At 69.8% G+C, this 21,904-nt stretch carries 19 protein-coding genes; 14 read left to right on the top strand and 5 right to left on the bottom strand.

What is annotated here, in order from left to right:
* Positions 1-181: 181 nt before the first annotated feature.
* From FHR72_RS14875 to mnmA, 6 genes are all read left to right on the top strand, one after another.
* Positions 182-973 carry an electron transfer flavoprotein subunit beta/FixA family protein gene (locus FHR72_RS14875; protein WP_183469313.1) on the top strand — a complete coding sequence of 264 codons (792 nt, stop codon included), beginning with the start codon at positions 182-184 and terminating at the stop codon, positions 971-973.
* Positions 974-1,016: 43 nt separating this feature from the next.
* Positions 1,017-1,973: an electron transfer flavoprotein subunit alpha/FixB family protein gene (locus FHR72_RS14870; RefSeq protein ID WP_183469311.1), complete on the top strand. Its 957-nt coding sequence runs from the start codon at positions 1,017-1,019 to the stop codon at positions 1,971-1,973.
* 179 nt (positions 1,974-2,152) lie between these two features.
* Entirely contained in the window at positions 2,153-3,004 is an 852-nt protein-coding gene (locus tag FHR72_RS14865; RefSeq protein ID WP_183469309.1) for a GNAT family N-acetyltransferase, read from the top strand.
* The gene (locus tag FHR72_RS14860) at positions 3,001-3,861 is read left to right on the top strand and encodes a lysophospholipid acyltransferase family protein (protein WP_183469307.1); all 861 of its coding nucleotides are present in this window, start codon (positions 3,001-3,003) and stop codon (positions 3,859-3,861) included. The genes FHR72_RS14865 and FHR72_RS14860 overlap by 4 nt, the downstream gene beginning before the upstream one ends.
* 46 nt (positions 3,862-3,907) lie before the next feature.
* Entirely contained in the window at positions 3,908-5,113 is a 1,206-nt protein-coding gene (locus tag FHR72_RS14855; RefSeq protein ID WP_183469305.1) for a cysteine desulfurase family protein, read from the top strand.
* Positions 5,114-5,115: 2 nt separating this feature from the next.
* On the top strand, positions 5,116-6,189 hold the full coding sequence (gene mnmA, locus FHR72_RS14850; protein ID WP_183469303.1) for a tRNA 2-thiouridine(34) synthase MnmA: 1,074 nt from the start codon (positions 5,116-5,118) through the stop codon (positions 6,187-6,189).
* 1 nt (position 6,190) lies between these two features.
* Here mnmA and FHR72_RS14845 read toward each other — a convergent pair whose 3' ends face one another.
* On the bottom strand, positions 6,191-6,829 hold the full coding sequence (locus tag FHR72_RS14845) for a sensor domain-containing protein (RefSeq protein ID WP_183469301.1): 639 nt from the start codon (positions 6,827-6,829) through the stop codon (positions 6,191-6,193).
* 35 nt (positions 6,830-6,864) lie between these two features.
* Here FHR72_RS14845 and FHR72_RS14840 point away from each other — a divergent pair, with 35 nt between their 5' ends.
* Together FHR72_RS14840 and FHR72_RS14835 are read left to right on the top strand one after the other, a co-directional pair.
* Positions 6,865-7,875, top strand: a complete 1,011-nt coding sequence (locus FHR72_RS14840; RefSeq protein WP_183469299.1) for a uroporphyrinogen decarboxylase/cobalamine-independent methonine synthase family protein — start codon at positions 6,865-6,867, stop codon at positions 7,873-7,875.
* A 90-nt stretch (positions 7,876-7,965) separates the two neighbouring features.
* Positions 7,966-9,750, top strand: coding sequence for a sensor domain-containing diguanylate cyclase (locus FHR72_RS14835; protein ID WP_183469297.1), 1,785 nt, complete (start codon positions 7,966-7,968; stop codon positions 9,748-9,750).
* Here the strand turns inward: FHR72_RS14835 and FHR72_RS14830 are convergent.
* Complete coding sequence (locus FHR72_RS14830; RefSeq protein WP_183469288.1) at positions 9,747-11,375, bottom strand: 4-coumarate--CoA ligase family protein; 1,629 nt, start codon at positions 11,373-11,375, stop codon at positions 9,747-9,749. The genes FHR72_RS14835 and FHR72_RS14830 overlap by 4 nt on opposite strands.
* The gene (locus FHR72_RS14825; RefSeq protein WP_183469286.1) at positions 11,372-11,815 is read right to left on the bottom strand and encodes an MmcQ/YjbR family DNA-binding protein; all 444 of its coding nucleotides are present in this window, start codon (positions 11,813-11,815) and stop codon (positions 11,372-11,374) included. The genes FHR72_RS14830 and FHR72_RS14825 overlap by 4 nt, the downstream gene beginning before the upstream one ends.
* Before the next feature lie 71 nt (positions 11,816-11,886).
* Between FHR72_RS14825 and ligA the strand changes: the two genes are divergently transcribed.
* The gene (gene ligA, locus FHR72_RS14820; protein ID WP_183469284.1) at positions 11,887-14,052 is read left to right on the top strand and encodes an NAD-dependent DNA ligase LigA; all 2,166 of its coding nucleotides are present in this window, start codon (positions 11,887-11,889) and stop codon (positions 14,050-14,052) included.
* 3 nt (positions 14,053-14,055) lie between these two features.
* Here ligA and FHR72_RS14815 read toward each other — a convergent pair whose 3' ends face one another.
* The gene (locus FHR72_RS14815; protein WP_183469282.1) at positions 14,056-14,715 is read right to left on the bottom strand and encodes an ACT domain-containing protein; all 660 of its coding nucleotides are present in this window, start codon (positions 14,713-14,715) and stop codon (positions 14,056-14,058) included.
* Positions 14,716-14,821: 106 nt separating this feature from the next.
* On the opposite strand from FHR72_RS14815, the gene gatC reads away from it, so the two are divergent.
* From gatC to FHR72_RS14790, 5 genes are all read left to right on the top strand, one after another.
* Positions 14,822-15,160, top strand: coding sequence for an Asp-tRNA(Asn)/Glu-tRNA(Gln) amidotransferase subunit GatC (gatC, locus tag FHR72_RS14810; RefSeq protein ID WP_183469280.1), 339 nt, complete (start codon positions 14,822-14,824; stop codon positions 15,158-15,160).
* The gene (gene gatA / locus FHR72_RS14805) at positions 15,157-16,641 is read left to right on the top strand and encodes an Asp-tRNA(Asn)/Glu-tRNA(Gln) amidotransferase subunit GatA (protein ID WP_183469278.1); all 1,485 of its coding nucleotides are present in this window, start codon (positions 15,157-15,159) and stop codon (positions 16,639-16,641) included. Before gatC ends, gatA begins: the two co-directional genes overlap by 4 nt.
* A gap of 17 nt (positions 16,642-16,658) precedes the next feature.
* Positions 16,659-17,690: an ATP-dependent 6-phosphofructokinase gene (locus tag FHR72_RS14800; RefSeq protein ID WP_183469276.1), complete on the top strand. Its 1,032-nt coding sequence runs from the start codon at positions 16,659-16,661 to the stop codon at positions 17,688-17,690.
* Between the two features lie 96 nt (positions 17,691-17,786).
* Positions 17,787-19,298: an Asp-tRNA(Asn)/Glu-tRNA(Gln) amidotransferase subunit GatB gene (gene gatB, locus FHR72_RS14795; RefSeq protein ID WP_183469274.1), complete on the top strand. Its 1,512-nt coding sequence runs from the start codon at positions 17,787-17,789 to the stop codon at positions 19,296-19,298.
* A 14-nt stretch (positions 19,299-19,312) separates the two neighbouring features.
* The gene (locus tag FHR72_RS14790; RefSeq protein WP_260156044.1) at positions 19,313-20,680 is read left to right on the top strand and encodes a sensor histidine kinase; all 1,368 of its coding nucleotides are present in this window, start codon (positions 19,313-19,315) and stop codon (positions 20,678-20,680) included.
* 19 nt (positions 20,681-20,699) lie between these two features.
* On the opposite strand, the gene FHR72_RS14785 is transcribed toward FHR72_RS14790, so the two are convergent.
* On the bottom strand, positions 20,700-21,821 hold the full coding sequence (locus FHR72_RS14785; protein WP_183469272.1) for a PQQ-dependent sugar dehydrogenase: 1,122 nt from the start codon (positions 21,819-21,821) through the stop codon (positions 20,700-20,702).
* Positions 21,822-21,904: the final 83 nt, after the last annotated feature.

The following is a 21,904-nucleotide window of genomic DNA, read 5'->3' as shown; positions in this document are numbered from 1 at the left end:
CGGATGGCGAACTCTTCGCGGGGTCACGGTGACCGCGGGGCCGACAGATCGCAAACTTCGACCAGCTATGGTGTTGCTGCGGACCCTTTTAAGTTACCCACGGGTAACATGGGGGCGATTGCTTCAAACGTGGTATGGCCAGGCCGGTCACCGGCCTCATCGAGGAGGACGAACCAGAGTCATGACGAACATCGTGGTCCTGATCAAACAGGTCCCTGACACATGGTCCGAGCGCAAGCTGTCCGAGGGCGACTGGACCCTCGACCGCGAAGCCGCAGACGCCGTGCTCGACGAGATCAACGAGCGCGCGGTCGAAGAAGCGCTGCTGATCAAGGAGCGTGAGGGCGGCGACAGCACCGTCACGGTCCTGACGGCCGGACCCGAGCGTGCCACGGAGGCCATCCGCAAGGCCCTGTCCATGGGCGCCGACAAGGCCGTGCACCTCGTCGACGAGGGCCTGCACGGTTCCGACATGGTGCAGACCGGCTGGGCGCTGGCCCGCGCGCTGGGCACCATCGAGGGCACCGAGCTGGTCATCGCCGGCAACGAGGCCACCGACGGCACCGGCGGCGCCGTGCCGGCGATCATCGCCGAGTACCTCGGTCTGCCGCAGCTGACCCACGTGCGCAAGCTGACCGTCGAGAACGGCAAGGTCACCGGCGAGCGCGAGACCGACGACGGCCTGTTCACGCTGGAGGCGTCGCTGCCGGCCGTGGTCAGCGTCAACGAGAAGATCAACGAGCCCCGCTTCCCGTCCTTCAAGGGCATCATGGCCGCCAAGAAGAAGGAAGTGACAAAGCTGACGCTCGCCGAGATCGGTGTCGAGGCCGACGAGGTCGGCGTCGCCAATGCCGGCTCCAAGGTGCTGTCGTCGACGCCGAAGCCGCCCAAGACCGCGGGCGAGAAGATCACCGACGAAGGTGAAGGCGGCAAGAAGGTCGCCGAGTACCTGGTCGGTCAGAAAATCATCTAGAACTTTCCATCCATAGAGACAGACATAGAGGCAAACGAAACCCATGGCTGAAGTACTCGTGCTCGTCGAGCACGCCGAAGGTGCGCTGAAGAAGGTCACATCCGAGCTGATCACGGCCAGTCGTGTACTGGGTGAGCCCGCCGCCGTCGTGGTGGGCAAGCCCGGAACCGCCGAGGGCCTGGTCGACGGGCTCAAGACGGCCGGCGCCGCGAAGATCTACGTCGCTGAGTCCGATGACGCGGAGAACTACCTGATCACCCCGTACGTGGATGTTCTGGAGTCGCTGACCGAGTCTGCTACCCCCGCCGCGGTCGTGCTGGCTTCCAGTGCCGACGGCAAGGAGATCGCGGGACGCCTGGCAGCCCGCATCGGCTCCGGCATCCTGAGTGACGTCGTCGAGATCAAGGAAGGCGGCAAGGGCATCCACTCGATCTTCGGCGGTGCCTACACCGTCGAGGCCGAGGCCGTCGGCGACACCCCGGTGATCACCGTGCGTCCCGGCTCCATCGAGGCCGAACCGGCCGATGGTGCCGGCGAGGTCGTCAATGTCGAGGTGCCCGCACCCGCCGAGAACGCCACGAAGATCACGTCGCGCGAGCCGGCTGTCGCCGGTGACCGCCCCGAGCTCACCGAGGCGACCGTGGTCGTGTCCGGTGGTCGCGGTGTCGGCAGCGCCGACAACTTCGGCATCGTCGAGGATCTGGCGGACTCGCTGGGCGGCGCTGTCGGCGCCTCGCGCGCAGCGGTCGACTCGGGCTACTACCCGGGCCAGTTCCAGGTCGGCCAGACCGGCAAGACCGTGTCCCCGCAGCTGTACATCGCACTGGGCATCTCCGGCGCGATCCAGCACCGCGCCGGCATGCAGACGTCCAAGACGATCATCGCCGTGAACAAGGACGAAGAGGCGCCGATCTTCGAGATCGCCGATCTCGGCATCGTCGGCGACCTGTTCAAGGTCACCCCGCAGCTGACCGACGCGGTCAAGGCCCGCAAGGGTTAAGTCCGCCGCCCAACGGCTCCATAAGGCCCCCACCTCGCCACGAGGTGGGGGCCTTGTGCGTGATGCCGTGAGACGGGGTCCGTGGCGAGGTCCGTGCGAACCGAACCGTCACCCAGCGCTCACGAACACGTCACGCGCAGATCGCCGACGCGCCCGACATCTGCGCGACCGTGCAGGCTATGGGCACTGCTTCTGTACTCATCCGCAGCGACGACACGGCCGTTTCCACCCCCGCGGGGCCGGCACCGCGCTATTCGATGCTCCTGTGCACCGACAACGAATCCATCGAGGCGGCGCAACGCCTGCGCCACGAGGTGTTCACCTCCGAGCCGGGGTTCGCCCTCGGCGACGACGGCGGCGGGCTGGATGCGGACCGCTTCGACGAACACTGCGACCACCTGCTGGTGCGCGACGACGGCACCGGTGAACTCGTCGGCTGCTACCGCATGCTGCCGCCCCCGGGCGCGATCGCCGCCGGAGGCCTCTACACCGCCACCGAATTCGACGTCACCGCCCTCGACGCGCTGCGTCCGTCGCTGGTGGAGATGGGGCGTGCCGTCGTGCGCGACGGCCACCGCAACGGGGCCGTGGTCCTGCTGATGTGGGCCGGCATCCTGGCCTACCTGGATCAGAGCGGATACGACTACGTGACCGGGTGTGTGTCGGTGCCGGTCCTCGACCCCGAGGGCCACACCCCGCCGGGTTCGCGGCTGCGCGGAGTCCGCGATTTCGTGATGCGCCGCAACGCCGCCCCGGCCGAACACACCGTCCACCCGTACCGGCCCGTGGTGATCGACGGCCGCGGCCTCGACGAGATCGCGCCCCCGCCGCGCGTCTCGGTGCCCCCGCTGATGCGGGGCTACCTGCGGCTGGGGGCCCAGGTGTGCGGAGAGCCCGCCCACGACCCCGACTTCGGCGTCGGCGACTTCCCCGCCCTGCTGGACAAGCGACGGGCCGACACGCGCTATCTGCGACGGCTGCGCTCGGTCGGCGCGGCCACCGACGCGGTCTCGGACGGGGCGCGGTCATGACGCTGACCGCCGAACACGCCTGGCTGCAGCGCGCGACCTGCGGTGAGGGGTGCGTCCATGCCGGCGCCGACGGCCCCGGACGGCGGTGGGTGGTCGCGCTGCGCACATCGGTGCGCATCGCCGCGGCGCTCACGGTGTTCGCCGGAGTGTGGGTGCTTGCTCTGCCACTTCCGGGTCGCGCACATCTGCAACGCGGATTCTGCCGCCTCATGCTGCGCAGCCTCGGGGTGCGGATGGCCGTCTCCGGCGGACCGATCCGCAACCTGCGCGGTGTGCTGGTGGTCAGCGGCCACGTGTCCTGGATCGACGTCTTCGCGATCGGCACGGTCTTGCCGGGCTCGTTCGTGGCCCGCGCGGACCTGGTGAACTGGCCCGCGCTGGGCCCGGTCGTGCGGCTCATGAAGGTCATCCCGATCGACCGCGGCTGCCTGCGCCGGCTGCCCGCTGTGGTGGCGGCGGTGGCCGAGCGCCTGCGGGCGGGTCACACCGTGGTCGCGTTCCCCGAGGGCACGACCTGGTGCGGGCTCGGTTACGGACGCTTCCGCCCGGCGATGTTCCAGGCGGCCATCGACGCAGGCAGGCCGGTGCAGCCCCTGCGGCTGAGCTACCGCCACCGGAACGGGCGCCCCTCCACCGTGCCCGCGTTCGTCGGCGACGACTCGCTGCTGACCTCCATCACGCGCGTCATCACCGCGCGGCGCACCGTCTGCCACGTCACCGTCGAGTCCCTGCAACTGCCCGGCGAGGACCGCAGGGACCTGGCCGCGCGCTGCGAAGCCGCGGTCCGGGGCGACGACGCGCAATCGACGCAGCTGACGTCGCTGAGCTGCGGCGAGGGTCACGCCCTCGCGGCCTAGCCGCGATAGCGGTGCCGCGGCGTACGGCGGCTATTCTGGAACCGCTATGTCTGCGTCCGCGGCTCCTCCCAGGCCGGTCTACCTCGACCACGCCGCCACCACCCCGATGCGTCCCGCCGCCATCGAGGCGATGACCGCTGCGATGGCGACGGTCGGCAACGCGTCGTCGCTGCACGGGTCGGGCCGGCTGGCCAGGCGGCGGCTGGAGGAGTCCCGCGAGACCCTGGCCCATCTCCTGGGGGCGCGCCCGTCCGAGGTGATCTTCACCGCGGGCGGCACCGAGAGCGACAACCTCGCCGTCAAGGGCATCTACTGGGCCCGCCGCGACTCGGATCCGCAGCTGCGCCGGATCGTCACCACGCCCGTCGAACACCACGCCGTCCTGGACGCCGTGCAGTGGCTGGTCGACCACGAGGACGCCGAGGTGACGTGGCTTCCGGTCGACGAACACGGGGCGGTCAGTCCCGCCGACCTCAGGGAGGCGCTGCGCGATTCCGCCGACGTGGCGTTGATCTCGGTGATGTGGGCCAACAACGAGGTCGGCACGATCATGCCGATCAGGGAACTCGCCGCCGTCGCAGCGGAATTCGGGATCCCGATGCACAGCGACGCGGTGCAGGCCATCGGCGCGCTCCCTGTCGACTTCGCGGACAGCGGACTCGCGGCGATGAGCATCGCCGCCCACAAGTTCGGCGGGCCCACCGGGATCGGGGCGTTGCTGCTGCGCCGCGACACCGCGTGCGTGCCGCTGCTGCACGGCGGCGGTCAGGAGCGCGACGTGCGTTCGGGCACGCAGGATGTCGCCGGAGTCGTCGGTATGGCGGCGGCCGCGCGCGTCGCCGTCGAGGCCATGGAAACGGGCAGCGTGCGCATCCGCGACCTGCGCGACCGGCTCGTCGAGGGCGTTCTCGCCGCCATCGACGACGTCGACGTCAACGGTGCGCAGGGCATGGGCCGGCTGCCCGGCAACGCGCATTTCACCTTCCGCGGCTGCGAGGGTGATTCGCTTTTGATGTTGTTGGACGCCAGAGGAATCGAGTGCTCGACCGGGTCGGCCTGCACGGCCGGCGTGGCGCAGCCGTCCCACGTGCTGACCGCGATGGGCGCCGATCCGGCCAGTGCCCGCGGCTCCCTGCGTCTGTCGCTGGGGCACACCAGCTCCGAGGCCGACGTCCAGGCGGCCCTGGACGTTCTGCCTGCCGCGGTCGAGCGTGCGCGGCAGGCCGCCCTGGCCAGCTCGGGACGGCACTAGCCATGCGGGTACTGGTCGCCATGAGCGGTGGCGTCGATTCCTCGGTGGCGGCCGCCCGGATGGTCGACGCCGGACACGAGGTCGTCGGAGTGCACCTGGCGCTGTCGTCGGCGCCGGGGACGCTGCGCACCGGATCGCGTGGCTGCTGTTCGAAGGAGGACGCCGGTGACGCCCGCCGGGTCGCCGACGTGCTGGAGATCCCGTTCTACGTCTGGGATTTCGCCGACCGGTTCAAAGAAGACGTGATCGACGACTTCGTCGAATCCTATGCGCGCGGCGAGACCCCGAACCCCTGCGTGCGCTGCAATGAGCGGATCAAGTTCTCCGCGTTGGCCTCTCGCGCACTCGCCCTGGGCTTCGACGCCCTGGCGACGGGGCACTACGCCCGGCTGTCCGGCGGCCGGCTGCGACGCGCAGTCGACCACGACAAGGACCAGTCGTATGTGCTGGCGGTCCTGACCGCCGACCAGTTGCGGCACGCGGTCTTCCCGATCGGCGACACCCCCAAGTCGCAGATCCGCGAAGAGGCGGCCCGCCGCGGTCTGTCGGTGGCCGACAAGGCCGACAGCCACGACATCTGCTTCATCCCGTCCGGCGACACCCGTGCGTTCCTCGGTGCGCGCATCGGGGTGCGGCGTGGCAGCGTCGTCGATTCGGCCGGCACCGTCCTGGCCGAGCACGACGGCGTGCACGGCTTCACCATCGGTCAGCGCAAGGGGCTGGGCATCCCCGGACCCGGACCTGACGGACGTCCCCGGTACGTGACGGGCATCGACGCCCAGACCGGCACCGTGCACGTCGGCGACGTCGCCGAGTTGGAGATCACGCGCCTTGAAGGCGACGCCCCGGTGTTCACCTCCGGCGTGGCCCCCGACGGTCCCTTCGAATGCACGGTGCAGGTGCGTGCGCACGGTGGTGTCGTCGACGCCGTCGCCGAACTGCGCGGCGACACCCTGGACGTGGCGCTGCGCAGTCCGCTGCGCGGTGTGGCGCCCGGTCAGACCCTCGTGCTCTACCGGCCCGACCCCGAGGGCGACGAGGTGCTGGGGAGCGCCACGATCCGCGCCACACACTGAGTCAGCCCGGCACGTTGGCCAGGATGTTCGTCATCACGATGTCGGGCACCGAATCCGGGAACGCGCAGAAGGTGATCTCCACCATCACCGCCGACTTGACCCGGTAGTCGCGCCCGCAGCCGCCCGGCCTGGTCTGCACCGCATCCGTCGTGGCGGTCACCTCGCCGACCATGGCGCGCCCGGAGTCCGTCGCGCCGCATCCCTGGATCTGTCCGACCATCGAGGCGAACACCTGCTGCGCGGTCTCGGAATCGCGATAGCCCGCGGCCGCCTGCGAGATCAGTCCGCCGCCGGGCGGGTTCTGGTACATCGACTTGTGGAACTCCTCGACGTCCGCACCGAAGACCTGCGTCTCGGCGTAGAGCCATTCACATTGTGGGGGAACGGTTCTCATCAAGAAGTCGATGTCGACCGGGAACTTGCTGTCGGTGCCGGGAATCGGGGTCAGGTCCTCGCCCGCCCCGGTGATGGCCTGCATCTGCGCCCGCCCCAGAAGCACGGTGTCGACATCCACCGGCGACCGCGAATCGTCGTCGATGCCCGGGATCGGCCGCACCGCCGTGCCCTCGACGGTCTGCGTGCACCCGGCAGCCACGATCGCTGCGGCGCACAGCGCCGACGCGTAGGCGCGGCCCGTCATACCCAGACCCTAGTCCGTCGAATATCGTCGGGCGAGTGACTGTTTTCGCGACCGCTACGGGCATCGGATCCTGGCCCGGCACCTCGGCACGGGAAGCCGCCGAGGTGGTCGTCGGGGAACTCCACCGCCTGCCACACCTGGTCGAGTTGCCTGCCCGCGGCCCGGGCGCCGACATGATCGGCCGCGCCGGAGCTCTGCTGGTGGACATCACGCTCGACACCGTGCCGAGGGGATACCGCATCGCGTCGGGGCGGACGGCGGTGACCCGGCGCGCGACCAGCCTGCTGGACGAGGACCTCGACGCCCTCGAAGAGGCCTGGGAGACCGCCGGCCTGCGCGGCAGCGACCGTGCCGTGAAGATCCAGGCCCCCGGGCCGGTGACGCTGGCTGCACAACTCGAACTTCCCGGCGGGCACCGGGCGATCACCGACCCCGGGGCGGTGCGCGACCTGACCAGCTCCCTGGCCGAAGGGATGGCCCACCACCGACGGCAGCTGGAGCGCCGGCTGGAGAGCACGGTCGTGGTCCAGTTCGACGAGCCGTCGCTTCCCGCCGCGCTGGCGGGCAGGCTCACCGGGGTGACGAGCCTGAGCCCCGTGCACCCCGTGGACGAGGCGGTCGTCGCCGAGCTGCTCGACGAATGCGTCGCGGTGGTGGGCGGCGAGGTGGCAGTGCACAGTTGCGCCGCCGAGCTACCGTGGAAGATGTTGCAGCGCAGCGCCATTCATGCCGTTTCGGTCGATGTGGGCACCCTGTCGGCGGCTGATCTCGACGGGGTGGGGGAGTTCGTCGACTCAGGCCGGACGGTGCTGCTCGGGATCGTGCCGACCGCGGCCACCGGGCCCAGGCCGGCGCCGGAACAGGTCGCCGCCGACGTGGCGGCCGTCACGGACCGGCTGGGCTTTGCACGCAGCGTGCTGCGCGACCGGATAGGGATCACCCCGGAATGCGGGCTCGCCTTGGCGACGACGGCCTGGGCGCGCACGGCGATCGAGGTGCTGCAGCGCGCCGCCGACGGCCTGTCCGAGGATCCCGACGGCGCATAACCCTCGATCCGGAGCCGTTACTCGTCTAGTGTCAGTCGCGGGCGCGGGCTGGGGGCAGCCGCAGGAAAGCGCGCGGATGTCACGGGGTTGATGCGGTTGTCGGGGAAGCGTTCGGACCCGGGCGACGGTCGAGCCGACACCGAGGTCGCCCGCCTGCTCGCGCTGGACGCGTTCGAGATCCTCGACACCCCTCCCGAGAAGTCCTTCGACGGGCTGACGTCGCTCGCCGCGTACTTGTGCGACGCGCCCATGGCGGCGGTGACCTTCATCGACAGCCGCCGCCAGTGGCTCAAGTCCCGCCACGGCATCGACCTCACCGAGACGCCGCGCGAGTTGTCGTTCTGCGCGTACGCCATCGGTGCGGGCGTCGCTGTGCTGGAGATCCCCGACACGCATCTGGACCCGCGCTTCGCCACCCATCCGATGGTGGTGGGCGAACCGTACCTGCGCTTCTACGCGGGCGCCCCGATCCTGACCGACGAGGGCTACTGCCTGGGCACCATCTGCGTGATGGACCGCCGGCCCAAGACGCTGTCCGACGCCCAGCGCGCACACCTGCAGACGCTCGCCCGCCAGGTGCTCAGCCTGCTGCAGCTGCGCAGCCGCGCCCGGCAGTACACCTCGGAGATCAAACGCAGACTCGCCGCTGACGAGGCGCTGCGCCAGCAGCAGCACGTCCTGCGCGGCGTTCTCGAACACACCGACGTCCTGGTCTTCGCCAAGGACGTCGACGGTCGGTTCCTCATGGCCAATCACGCGCTGCAGCACGTCACCCGCGTCGACCGTCCGCTGATCGGTGGCACCGACTACGACTTCTTCCCCCGCGACGTCGCCGACGGGTACCGCCGCAACGACCGGCGCATCATGGACCGCGGAGAATTGCACGTCTTCAACGAGGAGATGGTGCATCCCGACGGCTCCGTGCACACCTACCGGTCGACGAAGTTCCCCCTCCTCGACGACGTCGGAGACGTCATCGGGGTGGGAGGGGTCAGCACCGACGTGACCGAGCTGGTGACGGCACGGGCCGCGCACGCCGCGGCCGAGCAGCGGTGGCGGGCCCTGGTGGAGCATTCGCCCGCCGCGGTGATCGTCGTCGACGCCGACGGCGAGCTCGCCTATGTCAACCCCGAGGGGGTGGCGCTTCTCGGTGCGGACAGTGCCGAGCAGGTCGCGTCGATGCCGGCGCTGCGCTTCGTTCCCGCGCGCATCCAGCGGCTCACCAAGGCACTGCTCGACGAGACGCTCGCCGGCAGGCAGTCGGTCCGCGCCCGACGGGGAGTGCTGCGACGGCTGGACGGCACCGAGGTCGCGGTGGAGTTCCACGCGACCGCGGTCAACCACTCCGGGGAACAGAGCGTGCAACTGGAGGTGCGCGACGTCTCGGAGGCGGCGGCCGCGCACGCGGAGCTCAAGCACGTCGCCTCGACCGACCCGCTCACCGGCCTGCTGAACCGGCGGGCCTGGGATCTGCGGGTCGGACAGATGCTGGCCGGCCCCGCCGACACCGCCCCGATGGCGATCGCGGTGATAGACCTCGACAACTTCAAGTCCTACAACGACACTCGCGGACACACCGCCGGCGATGCCCTGCTGCAGCAGTTCGCCACCGCGGCCGCCGCGGTGATCCGCAGCACCGATGTCCTCGCCCGTTGGGGCGGTGAGGAATTCATCGTCGCCCTCCCCGGGACGACTCCCGGCGAGGCCGAGACCATCCTGCAGCGGCTGCGTCGGTGTGTGCCCTCGGGTCAGACGTGCTCGATCGGCTACACCGAACACCGGGACCAGGACACCCTGCAGGATTCGGTGGTGCGGGCCGACCGCGCGCTCTACGAGGCGAAGACGAAGGGCCGCAACCAGGTTGCGCGGCTCTAACCCGTCCGCAGGTCCTTGCGCAGGATCTTGCCCGACGCGGACTTCGGGATCGCGTCGATGAACTGCACCTGACGGACCTTCTTGTACGGGGCCACCTGTCCGGCCACGAACTCGATGACCTCGGCATCGGTGAGCTCGGCACCCGACTGGGTCACCACGAAGGCCTTCGGGACCTCCTCGCCCTCGTCGTCGCGCACGCCGATCACCGCGGCGTCGGCGATGTCGGGATGGGAGAGCAGCACCGCTTCCAGTTCGGCCGGCGGAACCTGGTAGCCCTTGTATTTGATCAGTTCCTTGAGTCGGTCGACGATGTACACCAGGCCGCGGGAATCGACCTGCGCCAGATCGCCGGTGTGCAGCCAGCCGTCGGCGTCGATGGTCTCCTCGGTCGCCGCCTCGTTGTTGAGATAGCCGGCCATCACGTTCGGGCCCTTGAACCACAGCTCGCCGGTCTTGCTCAAACCCTCCTCGGGAATGCCGATCTCGTCGCCGGTCTCCGGGTCGACCAGTTTGGAGGCGGCGTTGGACACCGTCCAGCCGACCGAACTCAAGGGTGCCTCGTCGTGCATGTCCAGCCGGCCGCCGTCGAACGGCGTGATGTGGCTGACCGGACTCAGCTCGCTCATCCCGTAACCCTGAACGACCTTGCAGCCCAGACGCTTCGCGACGGCATGCCCCAGATCGGCGTCGAGCGGCGCCGCCCCCGACATGACCACGTTGAGCGAGGACAGGTCGTGCTCGTCGACCAGCGGATGCTTGGCCAGCGCCACCGCCACCGGCGGTGCGATGAACGCGATCGTGCACCTGTGCTCGGCGATGTTGCGCAGGAACCCGTCGAGGTCGAAGCTCGGCATGATGACCAGCCGCGCCCGGGCGTGGACCGCGGCATTGAGCAGCACCGTCATGCCGTAGATGTGGAAGAACGGGAGCACGGCCAGCACCACGTCGTCGGGCACCATGCCGTGCAGCGGACGGATCTGCGCGACGTTGGCGACCAGGTTGCGGTGAGTGAGCATGACGCCCTTGGGATTTCCCGTCGTCCCCGAGCTGTACGGCAGCACGGCCAGATGCGAGGACGGGGCGAAGTTCACCTCCGGGGCAGGCGCGTCGGAAGCGAGCAGGTCGGTGGCGTTCGGGTGGCCGGCACCGTCGCCGGAGCCGTCGCGGCCCGCACCGTCGAGTACGACGAGGTCCTCGTCGCCCAGACCCGCCGCGGCGGCACCCTCCTCGGCCTGGGCCAGCAGCGGTGTGACGGTGATCAGCATCCTGGCCCGGGAGTCGGTCAACTGCTTGGCGATGTCCTTGGCGGTGAACAGTGCGTTGATCGTCGTGGCCGTCGCGCCGGCGCGCAGGATCCCGTGGAACGCCACGGCGAACGCCGAGCTGTTCGGCGCGAGCAGACCGACCACGTCGCCGACGCCGATGCCGCGGGCGGCCAGCGCCCCGGCGAACGAGTCGATGCGGGCCACCATCTCCCGGTAGGTGGTCTGCCGGCCCGACGTGGCGTCGATCAGAGCGACCCGGTCGAGGTCGGGGTCGTCCGGGCCGGAAAAGCCGGAGAACAGATAGTCGTAGACGCTGGTGGTGGGGATGTCGACTTCGGGGAAGGGGCTTGAGAAGCTCATGGTGTCTCCGATCGAATCATGACGCGAACGTCTGCGGGTCGGCGTTGGTCGAGCTGGGTGATCAACTTCTTGGGCGCCACCAGACGGAAGGACGCATCGGCCAGTTCGGCGACCTCACGCCAGTCGACCGTCGCGGCGGTCAGGTCGAGGCCGAGCCACCCGAACGGACCCAGGTAGGCGGGGAAGAAGAAGCGGCGGTCCTGTTCGAGTGCCGCGCGGTCGCCGTCGTCGACCTTGACCAGGACCGAATGGGGGTACTGCACGTGATCGTCCTCGGGCGGACCCTTCACGCTGCCGCCGTAGACGACGAACATCTTCGGCGCGCAGAACACCGGCCGGCCCCACGAGACCTTCTCGAACGCCTCCGGGAACCCGAGCGCGATCTCGCGCACCTCCGCCAAGCCCATGTCGTCGTCGCCAAACATGATCGGGTGCGGCATGGGTGCAGCCTACTGAGCTGATCCCGCCCGGTCGGGCGAACTGTGTCGGCGCCCTTCGATAGCCTGCCAGGGTGAGTGCCAAGGCGACCCCGGATCCCGAATCGGTGCTGGCCGAACAGGCCGATGACGCGCCTGCTGCGGACGTGCGGCGTCGCTGGCAGGAGCTGGCCGACGAGGTCCGCGAACACCAGTTCCGCTACTACGTGCGCGACTCGCCGATCATCACCGACGCCGAATTCGACACCCTGCTGCGCACCCTGCAGGCGCTCGAAGACGACCATCCGGAGCTGCGCACCCCGGATTCGCCGACGCAGCTCGTCGGCGGTGCGGGCTTTGCGACCGACTTCACCTCGGCCGACCACCTCGAGCGGATGCTCAGCCTCGACAACGTGTTCACCCCCGACGAGCTCGCGGCGTGGGCGGGCCGCATCAAGAACGAGATCGGCGCCAACGCCCAGTATCTGTGCGAGCTGAAGATCGACGGGGTCGCGCTGGCGCTCGTGTACCGCAACGGACGGTTGGAACGTGCGGCCACCCGGGGCGACGGGCGCACCGGGGAGGACGTGACGCTCAACGCCCGCACCATCGACGACATTCCGGAAAAGCTTACCGGCACAGACGAATTCCCTCTTCCCGCCGTCCTGGAGGTGCGCGGCGAGGTCTTCTTCCGGGTGGCCGACTTCGAAGATCTGAACGCCGGGCTCGTCGCCGAGGGCAAGCCGCCGTTCGCCAACCCACGTAACAGCGCGGCCGGTTCGCTGCGCCAGAAGAATCCGGCGGTCACCGCCCGGCGTCGCCTGCGGATGATCTGCCACGGCCTCGGGCACATCGAAGCCGCCGGTGGCTTCCCGTTCGCCACGCTGCACGAGGCCTACCGCGCGCTCAAGGCGTGGGGTCTGCCCGTCTCGGACCACACCGCCGCTGTGACCGGGCTGGAAGCGGTCACCGAACGCATCGCGTACTGGGGTGAACACCGCCACGACGTCGAACACGAAATCGACGGCCTGGTGGTCAAAGTCGACGACGTCGCACTGCAGCGGCGCCTCGGAGCGACGTCGCGGGCACCGAGGTGGGCCGTCGCCTACAAGTACCCGCCCGAGGAGGCGCAGACCAAGCTCCTCGACATCCGCGTCAACGTCGGGCGCACCGGGCGCGTGACGCCGTTCGCGTACATGGAACCGGTGAAGGTCGCCGGGTCCACCGTCGGACTCGCCACCCTCCACAACGCCTCGGAGGTCAAGCGCAAGGGCGTGCTCATCGGCGACACCGTGGTGATCCGCAAGGCCGGCGACGTCATCCCCGAGGTGCTCGGCCCGGTGGCCGACCTGCGCGACGGCTCCGAGCGCGAGTTCGTGTTCCCCACGCACTGCCCGGAGTGCGGCACGCTGCTGGCGCCGGCCAAGGAGGGCGACGCCGACATCCGGTGCCCCAACTCCCGGACGTGCCCGGCGCAGTTGCGCGAGCGCGTGTTTCACGTCGCCGGCCGCGGCGCCTTCGACATCGAAGGGCTCGGCTACGAGGCCGCGATCGCCCTCCTGCAGGCCGGGGTCATCACCGACGAGGGCGACCTGTTCGGGCTGACCGCCGACGACCTGCTGCGTACCGAGCTGTTCACCACCAAGGCCGGTGAGGTCTCGGCGAACGGCAAGCGGTTGCTGACCAACCTGGGCAAGGCCAAGGCGCAGCCGTTGTGGCGTGTGCTGGTGGCCCTGTCCATCCGGCACGTCGGCCCGACCGCGGCGCGCGCGCTGGCCACCGAGTTCGGCAGCCTCGAGGCGATCATCGCGGCCTCCGAGGAGCAGCTCGCGGGCACCGAGGGCGTGGGCCCGACCATCGCGGCCGCGGTCATCGACTGGTTCACGGTGGACTGGCATCGCGCGATCGTCGACAAATGGCGCGACGCCGGGGTCAGGATGGCCGACGAACGGGACGCGAGCATCGAGCGCACCCTCGAAGGGTTGTCGATCGTGGTGACGGGCTCGCTGACCGGCTTCAGCCGCGACCAGGCCAAGGAGGCGATCATCGCCCGCGGTGGGAAAGCCGCCAGCTCGGTGTCGAAGAAGACCGCGTATGTGGTGGCCGGCGATGCGCCCGGGTCGAAGTACGACAAGGCGATCGAGCTGGGCGTGCCCGTGCTCGACGAAGCGGGCTTCCAGCGTCTTTTGGACACCGGACCCGAGGTGACCGAACCCGCCGGCGATCCCGAGGTGACCGAACCGGCCGGCGATCCCGAGTAGTGGTCAGCCCACGATGGTGGTGATGATCCCGGCCAGGTAGCCCAGCCGCGCGACCTCGCTCGGACGGAACGCGGGCCCGCCGGGCCGTCCCAGGACCACGGCCGTGTGCGGATCGCCCAGCGGCGCGGCCGCCAGGGTGGTGTCCATGTCGCGCCACACCTGCGGCACCCAGTCCGCGGTCGCGTCCAGCGCCTCGGCGCGTTCGATCGGCAGCCAGGGCAGGTCGGCGGCCTGGGTCTCCGGTGCGCCGTGGCTTCCCGCCAGGCGTTCGGGCCCCGACGCGGTCAGCGCAACCACCGTCGACCACCCCACCCGCAGGACCTTCGGCGCCTCGTCGACCAGTACCTGCAGCCGGTTCCGTTTCCCCTCGGCGGCGGCGACGTGATCGATGAGCTCCAGCTCGCGGTGGGCTTCGAGAAGCCCGGTGTGCGGGCGGATGCTGTCGACATACACGCCGTGCAGCTTCTCGGCCGCGGTGATCAGCATGTCGGGCATGGCGCCGAGGGGCAGCTCCACCACCAGATCGTCGATCGCATAGCCGGCGGCACGTTCCACCACGTCCAGGGACAGGATGTCGGCGCCCACCGAGCCCAGGGCCACGGCCAAGGAGCCGAGACTGCCCGGCCTGTCCTCGAGCTGGACCCGCAGCAGATACGAAGGCACGGCCACACTGTGTCACGGACCCTCAGGTGCGGGCGACTCGAAGGCCGGCCGCCCCCGCACGGCTGGGGCGGTTCGCCGACCGGTCGTTGAACTAGGCTTCGTGGTCGTGTCACAGATCTCCCGAGACGAGGTTGCCCACCTCGCCCGCCTCGCGCGCCTTGCCCTGACAGACAGCGAGCTCGACAGCTTCGCCGGGCAGCTGGGCGCCATCCTCGGCCACGTCAGCCAGATCCAGGCCGTCGACGTCGCCGGCGTCGAGGCCACCGACAACCCGCTGGTTCGGCAGGCCGGAGCGGAGCGACCCGGGGAAGCAGCCGGAGTCGTCAACGTGTTCCGCCCCGATGAGACGCAGCCGTCCCTGACCCAGGACGAGGCGCTCGCCGCCGCGCCGCGGGCCGAGGACGGACGTTTCGCCGTGCCACGCATCCTGGGAGAAGCAGAGTGAACGAGCTCATCACGCTGGACGCCGCCACGCTGAGCGCGAAGATCGCCGCGAAGGAGGTGTCCTCGACCGAGGTCACGCAGGCGTGCCTCGACCAGATCGCGGCCACCGACGGGGAGCTGCACGCCTTCCTGCATGTCGCCGGCGAGCGGGCGCTGGAGGCTGCGGCGGCCGTCGACAGGACTGTCGCGGCCGGTGAGGAGCCGGCGTCGCCGCTGGCCGGGGTTCCGCTCGCGCTCAAGGACGTCTTCACCACCACCGACATGCCGACCACCTGCGGCTCCAGGATTCTCGAAGGCTGGACATCCCCGTACGACGCGACGGTCACCGCGCGGCTGCGCTCCGCCGGCATCCCGATCCTGGGCAAGACCAACATGGACGAGTTCGCGATGGGCAGCTCGACCGAGAACTCTGCCTACGGTCCGACCCGCAACCCGTGGGACGCCGAACGCGTGCCCGGCGGTTCGGGTGGCGGCAGTGCGGCTGCCCTGGCGGCGTTCCAGGCTCCGCTGGCCATCGGATCCGACACCGGCGGCTCGATCCGTCAGCCCGCGGCGCTCACCGCGACCGTCGGCGTGAAACCGACCTACGGCACCGTGTCGCGGTACGGCCTGATCGCGTGCGCGTCGTCGCTGGACCAGGGCGGGCCCTGCGCACGCACGGTGCTCGACACCGCGCTGCTGCACCAGGTCATCGCCGGCCACGATCCCCGGGACTCCACGTCGGTCGACGCTCCGGTTCCCGATGTGGTGGCCGCGGCCAGGGCCGGCGCCGAGGGCGACCTCGCGGGCGTCCGCGTCGGCGTGGTGAAGCAGCTGCGCAGCGGCGAGGGCTATCAACCCGGCGTGCTGGCGTCGTTCAACGCCGCCGTCGAGCAGCTGACAGCGCTCGGTGCCGAGGTCAGCGAGGTGGACTGCCCGCACTTCGACTATTCGCTGCCGGCCTACTACCTGATCCTGCCCTCGGAGGTGTCGTCGAACCTCGCCAAGTTCGACGGCATGCGCTACGGCATGCGGGCCGGCGACGACGGCACCCACAGCGCCGAGGAAGTGATGGCGATGACGCGCGCGGCCGGCTTCGGGCCCGAGGTGAAGCGACGCATCATGATCGGCGCCTACGCGCTGTCGGCCGGCTACTACGACGCCTATTACAACCAGGCCCAGAAGGTGCGCACCCTGATCGCCCGCGACCTCGACGCGGCGTACCAGAAGGTCGACGTGCTGGTGTCCCCGGCGACCCCGACCACGGCATTCCGCCTCGGGGAGAAGGTCGACGACCCGCTGTCGATGTACCTGTTCGACCTGTGCACGCTGCCGCTGAACCTTGCGGGCCACTGCGGGATGTCGGTGCCGTCGGGGCTGTCGGCCGACGACAACCTGCCCGTCGGTCTGCAGATCATGGCCCCGGCACTGGCCGACGACCGGCTCTACCGGGTGGGCGCCGCCTACGAAGCTGCCCGCGGTTCGCTGCCAACCGCGCTCTGACAGGGGAGGATGGTCGCATGCGGATCGGAGTCTTGACCGGTGGCGGCGACTGTCCTGGCCTGAACGCGGTCATCAGAGCGGTGGTGCGCACCTGTGACGCGCGGTACGGCTCGTCGGTCGTCGGGTTCCTCGACGGCTGGCGGGGACTGCTCGAAGACCGTCGTATCCAGCTGAAGAACGACGATCGCAACGACCGCCTGCTCGCCAAGGGCGGCACGATGCTCGGCACCGCCAGGACCAACCCGGACAGGCTGCGCGCCGGGCTGGACCAGATCAAGCAGACGCTGGAGGACAACGGCATCGACGTGCTGATCCCGATCGGGGGAGAGGGCACGCTGACCGCGGCGCACTGGTTGTCCGAGGAAGGCGTGCCGGTGGTCGGTGTGCCCAAGACAATCGACAACGACATCGATTGCACCGACGTGACTTTCGGCCACGACACCGCGCTGACCATCGCGACCGAGGCGATCGACCGGTTGCACAGCACCGCCGAGTCCCACCAGCGCGTGATGCTCGTCGAGGTGATGGGCCGCCACGCCGGCTGGATCGCGCTGAACGCCGGGATGGCCTCGGGCGCCCACATGACGCTGATCCCCGAGCAGCCGTTCGACGTCGAAGAGGTGTGCCGGCTGGTCAAGCAGCGGTTCCAGCGCGGCGACGCACACTTCATCTGCGTGGTCGCCGAGGGCGCCAAGCCGGCCGAGGGATCGATGCAGCTGCGCCAGGGCGGCATGGACGAGTTCGGCCACGAGAAGTTCACCGGCGTCGCGGCGCAGCTGGCGGTCGAGGTGGAGAAGCGGATCAAGAAGGACGTCCGCGTCACCGTGCTGGGACATGTTCAGCGCGGCGGCACGCCCACGGCGTTCGACCGGGTGCTGGCCACCCGCTTCGGGGTGAACGCCGCCGACGCCGCCCACGCGGGCGAATACGGGATGATGGTGTCGGCGCGTGGCACCGAGATCGGCCGGGTACCGCTGGCCGACGCGGTGCGCCAGCTCAAACTCGTCCCGCAGAGCCGCTACGACGACGCGGCCGAGTTCTTCGGCTGACGCCCCGCGAGCAGAACACACTCCGGCGTGTGGCGGGCGAAACGCACGAGTTTGCGTCTGCTCGGCGGGAAAAGGTGACCCACTAGGATCTGGTTCATGACTTCCGTGACTTCGGCGACCGCCACGCTGCTCGACTACGACGAGGTCATCGCCAAGTACGAGCCGGTGCTCGGCCTGGAGGTGCACGTCGAGCTCTCGACGGAGACCAAGATGTTCTGCGGCTGCGCGAACAAGTTCGGCGCCGAGCCCAACACCCAGGTGTGCCCCGTGTGCCTGGGGCTGCCCGGCTCGCTGCCGGTGCTCAATCAGAGCGCCGTCGAATCCGCGATCCGGATCGGCCTGGCGCTCAACTGCGATATCGCGCCGTGGGGCCGGTTCGCCCGGAAGAACTACTTCTATCCGGATCAGCCGAAGAACTACCAGATCTCCCAGTACGACGAACCGATCGCGGTCAACGGCCACCTCGACGTCCCGCTCGACGACGGCACCACCTGGCGCATCGAGATCGAACGCGCCCACATGGAGGAGGACACCGGCAAGCTGACCCACCTGGGCAGCGACACCGGGCGCATCGCGGGCGCGACGACGTCGCTGGCCGACTACAACCGCTCCGGGGTACCTCTGATCGAAATCGTCACCAAGCCCGTGGAGGGCGCAGGGGAGCGGGCGCCCGAGATCGCGCGCGCCTACGTCACCGCGTTGCGAGATCTGTTGCGCGCGTTGGGTGTATCGGATGTCCGGATGGACCAGGGCTCGATGCGCTGCGACTCCAACGTGTCGATCAAGCCGATCGGTCAGGCCGAGTTCGGCACCAGGACCGAGACGAAGAACGTGAACTCGCTCAAGAGCGTCGAGGTGGCGGTCCGCTACGAGATGCGCCGCCAGGCAGCGGTTCTGGAGTCCGGCGGCTCGATCGTGCAGGAGACGCGCCACTTCCACGAGGACGGGTACACCTCGCCGGGCCGCAGCAAGGAAACCGCCCAGGATTACCGGTACTTCCCCGAACCCGACCTCGAGCCCGTCGCTCCGAGCGCCGAGCTCGTCGAGGAGCTGCGGCGGACCATCCCCGAGCTTCCGTGGCTGGCGCGCAAGCGGATTCAACAGGACTGGGGGATCTCCGACGAGGTGATGCGCGACCTCGTCAACATCGGTGCGCTGGACCTGATCGCCGCCACCGTCGACCACGGCGCCTCCAGCGATCAGGCGCGTGCCTGGTGGGGAAACTTCCTGGTGCAGAAGGCCAACGAGTCCGGGGTCGAACTCGAAGCCCTGCCGATCACGCCCGCGCAGGTCGCCACGGTGGTCAAGCTTGTCGACGACGGCAAGCTGTCCAACAAGCTCGCCCGCCAGGTGGTCGAGGGCGTGCTCGCCGGCGAGGGCGATCCCGAGCAGGTGATGGCCGACCGCGGTCTGGCCGTGGTGCGCGACGACTCGCTGATCCAGGCGGCCGTCGACGAGGCGCTCGCCGCCAATCCGGACATCGTGGAGAAGATCCGCGGCGGGAAGGTCCAGGCCGCGGGCGCGATCGTCGGCGCGGTGATGAAGGCGACCAAGGGCCAGGCGGACGCCGCGCGCGTGCGCGAACTCGTCATGGCCGCGTGTAGCTAGCGCGAAAGCCTGATTTGAGAAGACGAGTCCAAGACCTGGTCTTCCGGGTCCTGCAACATCCGCTGCGGTGGCTGTCGCTTCGCTCCATCGTCATCCTCTCCCAGCTGGGTGTGACGATCCTGGTCCTGACCCTCGGCGTGTGGGTGTGGGTGGGCGTCACCAACGATCAGTACGACCAGCTGGACCGGCGACTGGACTCGCTGTCGAGCTTCGGTGACGTGAACACCCTGCTGCGCAGCGCGCAGGAAGGAGTCGGCCCCGAGCCCACCGAGGGCGGGCTGGTGCGGACGGCTCGCTTCGCCGGCGCCACGGTGTCCAGCCCCGCCGACATCGTGCTGCCCGCCCTCGACAGCGGTTACGCCGACGCCACCATCGACGGCGTGGAGTACCGGGTGCGCACCATCAAGACCGGCAACGCCTCGATCGCGCTCGGCGCGCCGCTGGCCGAGACCCAGGCCCGCATCGATTCGCTGCACTGGCGCGTCTTCTGGATCTGCTCCAGCGTGATCCTCACGACGATGCTCGTGGGCTGGGTCATCGCGCTGATCATGGTCAACCCGTTCCGGCTACTCGCCCAGCAGGCCCGGGCCATCAACGCCCAGTCGAACCCCGACGAGGTGCAGGTCCGCGGTGTCTGGGAGGCGGTGGAGATCTCCGAGGCCGTCGAGGGCATGCTGGCGCGCATCGGCGACGAGCAGCAACGCACCAGAGCCGCACTGGAATCGGCGCGCGACTTCGCCGCCGTCGCCTCGCACGAACTGCGCACCCCGCTGACGGCGATGCGCACCAATCTGGAGGTGCTCTCCACGCTCGACCTCGGACCCGAGCAGCGGATGGAGGTCATCGGCGACGTCATCCGGACGCAGTCGCGGATCGAGGCCACGCTCACCGCACTGGAGCGGTTGGCGCAGGGCGAGTTGACCACTGTCGACGACTTCGTCCCGGTGGACGTCGCCGAACTCCTCGACCGCGCCGCCCACGACGCGATGCACCACTACCCGGGGCTCGACGTCTCCCTGGCGTCGTCGACGACGGTGCTGATGCTCGGGATGCCGGCGGGCCTGCGCCTCGTGATCGACAACGCGATCGCCAACGCGGTCAAACACGGTGGGGCGACGCAGATCCGCCTGAGTGTCGTCAGCTCGCACGAGGGCGTGGAGATCGCCGTCGACGACAACGGTTCCGGCGTTCCCGAAGATGAGCGCACGGCGGTGTTCCGCCGCTTCCATCGCGGTACGACCGCGTCGAGGTCGGGCTCCGGGCTGGGGCTGGCGCTCGTGGCGCAGCAGGCCGAGATCCACGGTGGGACAGCGTCGTTGGAGGTCAGCCCGCAGGGCGGGACCCGGCTGATGCTGCGCCTGCCGGGGTCCGGACCCAGCTGAGGCCGTCAGCCGCCCGGGCTCAGGTGTTGTCGGCGTTGGTGCGCGGGAAGCCGCCACCCTGCGGGAACAGCGGGAACACCACGTCGTCGAGCTTCATGGCGTCACCGGAGGTCTTGTTGACCGTCCCACCCCACACGTTGCCGTCGGCGGAGACCTGGAGCGCCCAGGCGTGCCCGTGCTGGTCCTGGCGGACCACCTCCGGATCGCCGGTCACCGCACCGGTTTCGGGCGCCATGCGCACCGCGACGGTCTGCTTGGTGTTGACGAGGTTCACCAGCACGGTGCCGTCGAGCGCCGCGCAACCGGCGACCCCGGGCCGGTCCGGCCACGTCCACACGGTCGAGACCCGCGAATCCTTGGTGATCCGCTGCAACCGGTCGGCCGTCGGCGTCCGGTCGGTGACGTAGAGCGACTCGTCGGCGGGGTCGATGCACATGCCCCCGCCCGGCCCCAGGCCGGACAGCGCCGTCGTCGTGGGCGCCTGATTGACCGTCGTCGGCTGCTCGATCCGCAGCAGCTTGCCCGCCAGCGAACCGGGGTCGGCGGCCTGGGCCGGGCTGCCGGCATCGCCGGTCTGGACGACCAGCGTGGTGGGACTCGTGAAGACCAGCGAACCGGTGTTCCCCGTGGCCCCCTTCGGGATACCGGTCAGGATCGGCTTGGGCGGATCGCCTTCGGCGATACGCACCACCCGGTTGTCCGACGGGGTGCTGATGTAGGCGTACATCAACCGGTCCTGCATGTAGGTCGGGGACAGGACGATGTCCATCAGGCCGCCGTCGCCGCTGGGATCGACCGGGATCACCATCTTCTGGATCGGCTCGGCACGCACCGACACCTGTTTCACCGCGCCGGTGGTGCGTTCGGCCACTAGCGCGGACTGGCTGTCGGGCAGCATGATCAGGCCGCTGGTGCTCTCCAGACAGCCCTGCATGACCCCCGGCGCCGGGCACTCCTTCGGAAACGGCTTGGCCGGCAACGGAGGCGGGGGAGGCGGGGTCGAGGTCGGTCCCGGCGCGAGCTGCGGTTCGGTGGTGAAGGGCTGCGACTGCGCCGAGTCGAACCGGGCGCAGCCGGCACCGGCAAGCAGCGCCGCGCACAGCAGCGCGACGAAAGCCTTCGACGACCCACGCTCGCTCATGCACGCCAGGTTACGGATCGCCGACGAGTGCCCGCCACGCGCTCCCGGCCGCGACCAGCGCAACTGCGGGAAAAGACGTGCTC

The organism is Mycolicibacterium iranicum, from assembly GCF_014190915.1.
In the GTDB taxonomy this organism is placed as follows: Bacteria; Actinomycetota; Actinomycetes; order Mycobacteriales; family Mycobacteriaceae; genus Mycobacterium; species Mycobacterium iranicum_B.
The sequence above is the reverse complement of the archived record's forward strand: the minus strand, read 5'-3'. Positions and strand labels throughout refer to the sequence as shown.

Bases quoted from the DNA above. Each gene is read 5' to 3' on its own strand.
- FHR72_RS14875 (WP_183469313.1), top strand. From the start codon at position 182: ATGACGAACATCGTGGTCCTGATCAAACAGGTCCCTGACACATGGTCC.
- FHR72_RS14870 (WP_183469311.1), top strand. From the start codon at position 1,017: ATGGCTGAAGTACTCGTGCTCGTCGAGCACGCCGAAGGTGCGCTGAAG.
- FHR72_RS14865 (WP_183469309.1), top strand. From the start codon at position 2,153: ATGGGCACTGCTTCTGTACTCATCCGCAGCGACGACACGGCCGTTTCC.
- FHR72_RS14860 (WP_183469307.1), top strand. From the start codon at position 3,001: ATGACGCTGACCGCCGAACACGCCTGGCTGCAGCGCGCGACCTGCGGT.
- FHR72_RS14855 (WP_183469305.1), top strand. From the start codon at position 3,908: ATGTCTGCGTCCGCGGCTCCTCCCAGGCCGGTCTACCTCGACCACGCC.
- mnmA (WP_183469303.1), top strand. From the start codon at position 5,116: ATGCGGGTACTGGTCGCCATGAGCGGTGGCGTCGATTCCTCGGTGGCG.
- FHR72_RS14845 (WP_183469301.1), bottom strand. From the start codon at position 6,829: ATGACGGGCCGCGCCTACGCGTCGGCGCTGTGCGCCGCAGCGATCGTG.
- FHR72_RS14835 (WP_183469297.1), top strand. From the start codon at position 7,966: ATGCGGTTGTCGGGGAAGCGTTCGGACCCGGGCGACGGTCGAGCCGAC.
- FHR72_RS14830 (WP_183469288.1), bottom strand. From the start codon at position 11,375: ATGAGCTTCTCAAGCCCCTTCCCCGAAGTCGACATCCCCACCACCAGC.
- FHR72_RS14825 (WP_183469286.1), bottom strand. From the start codon at position 11,815: ATGCCGCACCCGATCATGTTTGGCGACGACGACATGGGCTTGGCGGAG.
- FHR72_RS14800 (WP_183469276.1), top strand. From the start codon at position 16,659: ATGCGGATCGGAGTCTTGACCGGTGGCGGCGACTGTCCTGGCCTGAAC.
- gatB (WP_183469274.1), top strand. From the start codon at position 17,787: ATGACTTCCGTGACTTCGGCGACCGCCACGCTGCTCGACTACGACGAG.
- FHR72_RS14785 (WP_183469272.1), bottom strand. From the start codon at position 21,821: ATGAGCGAGCGTGGGTCGTCGAAGGCTTTCGTCGCGCTGCTGTGCGCG.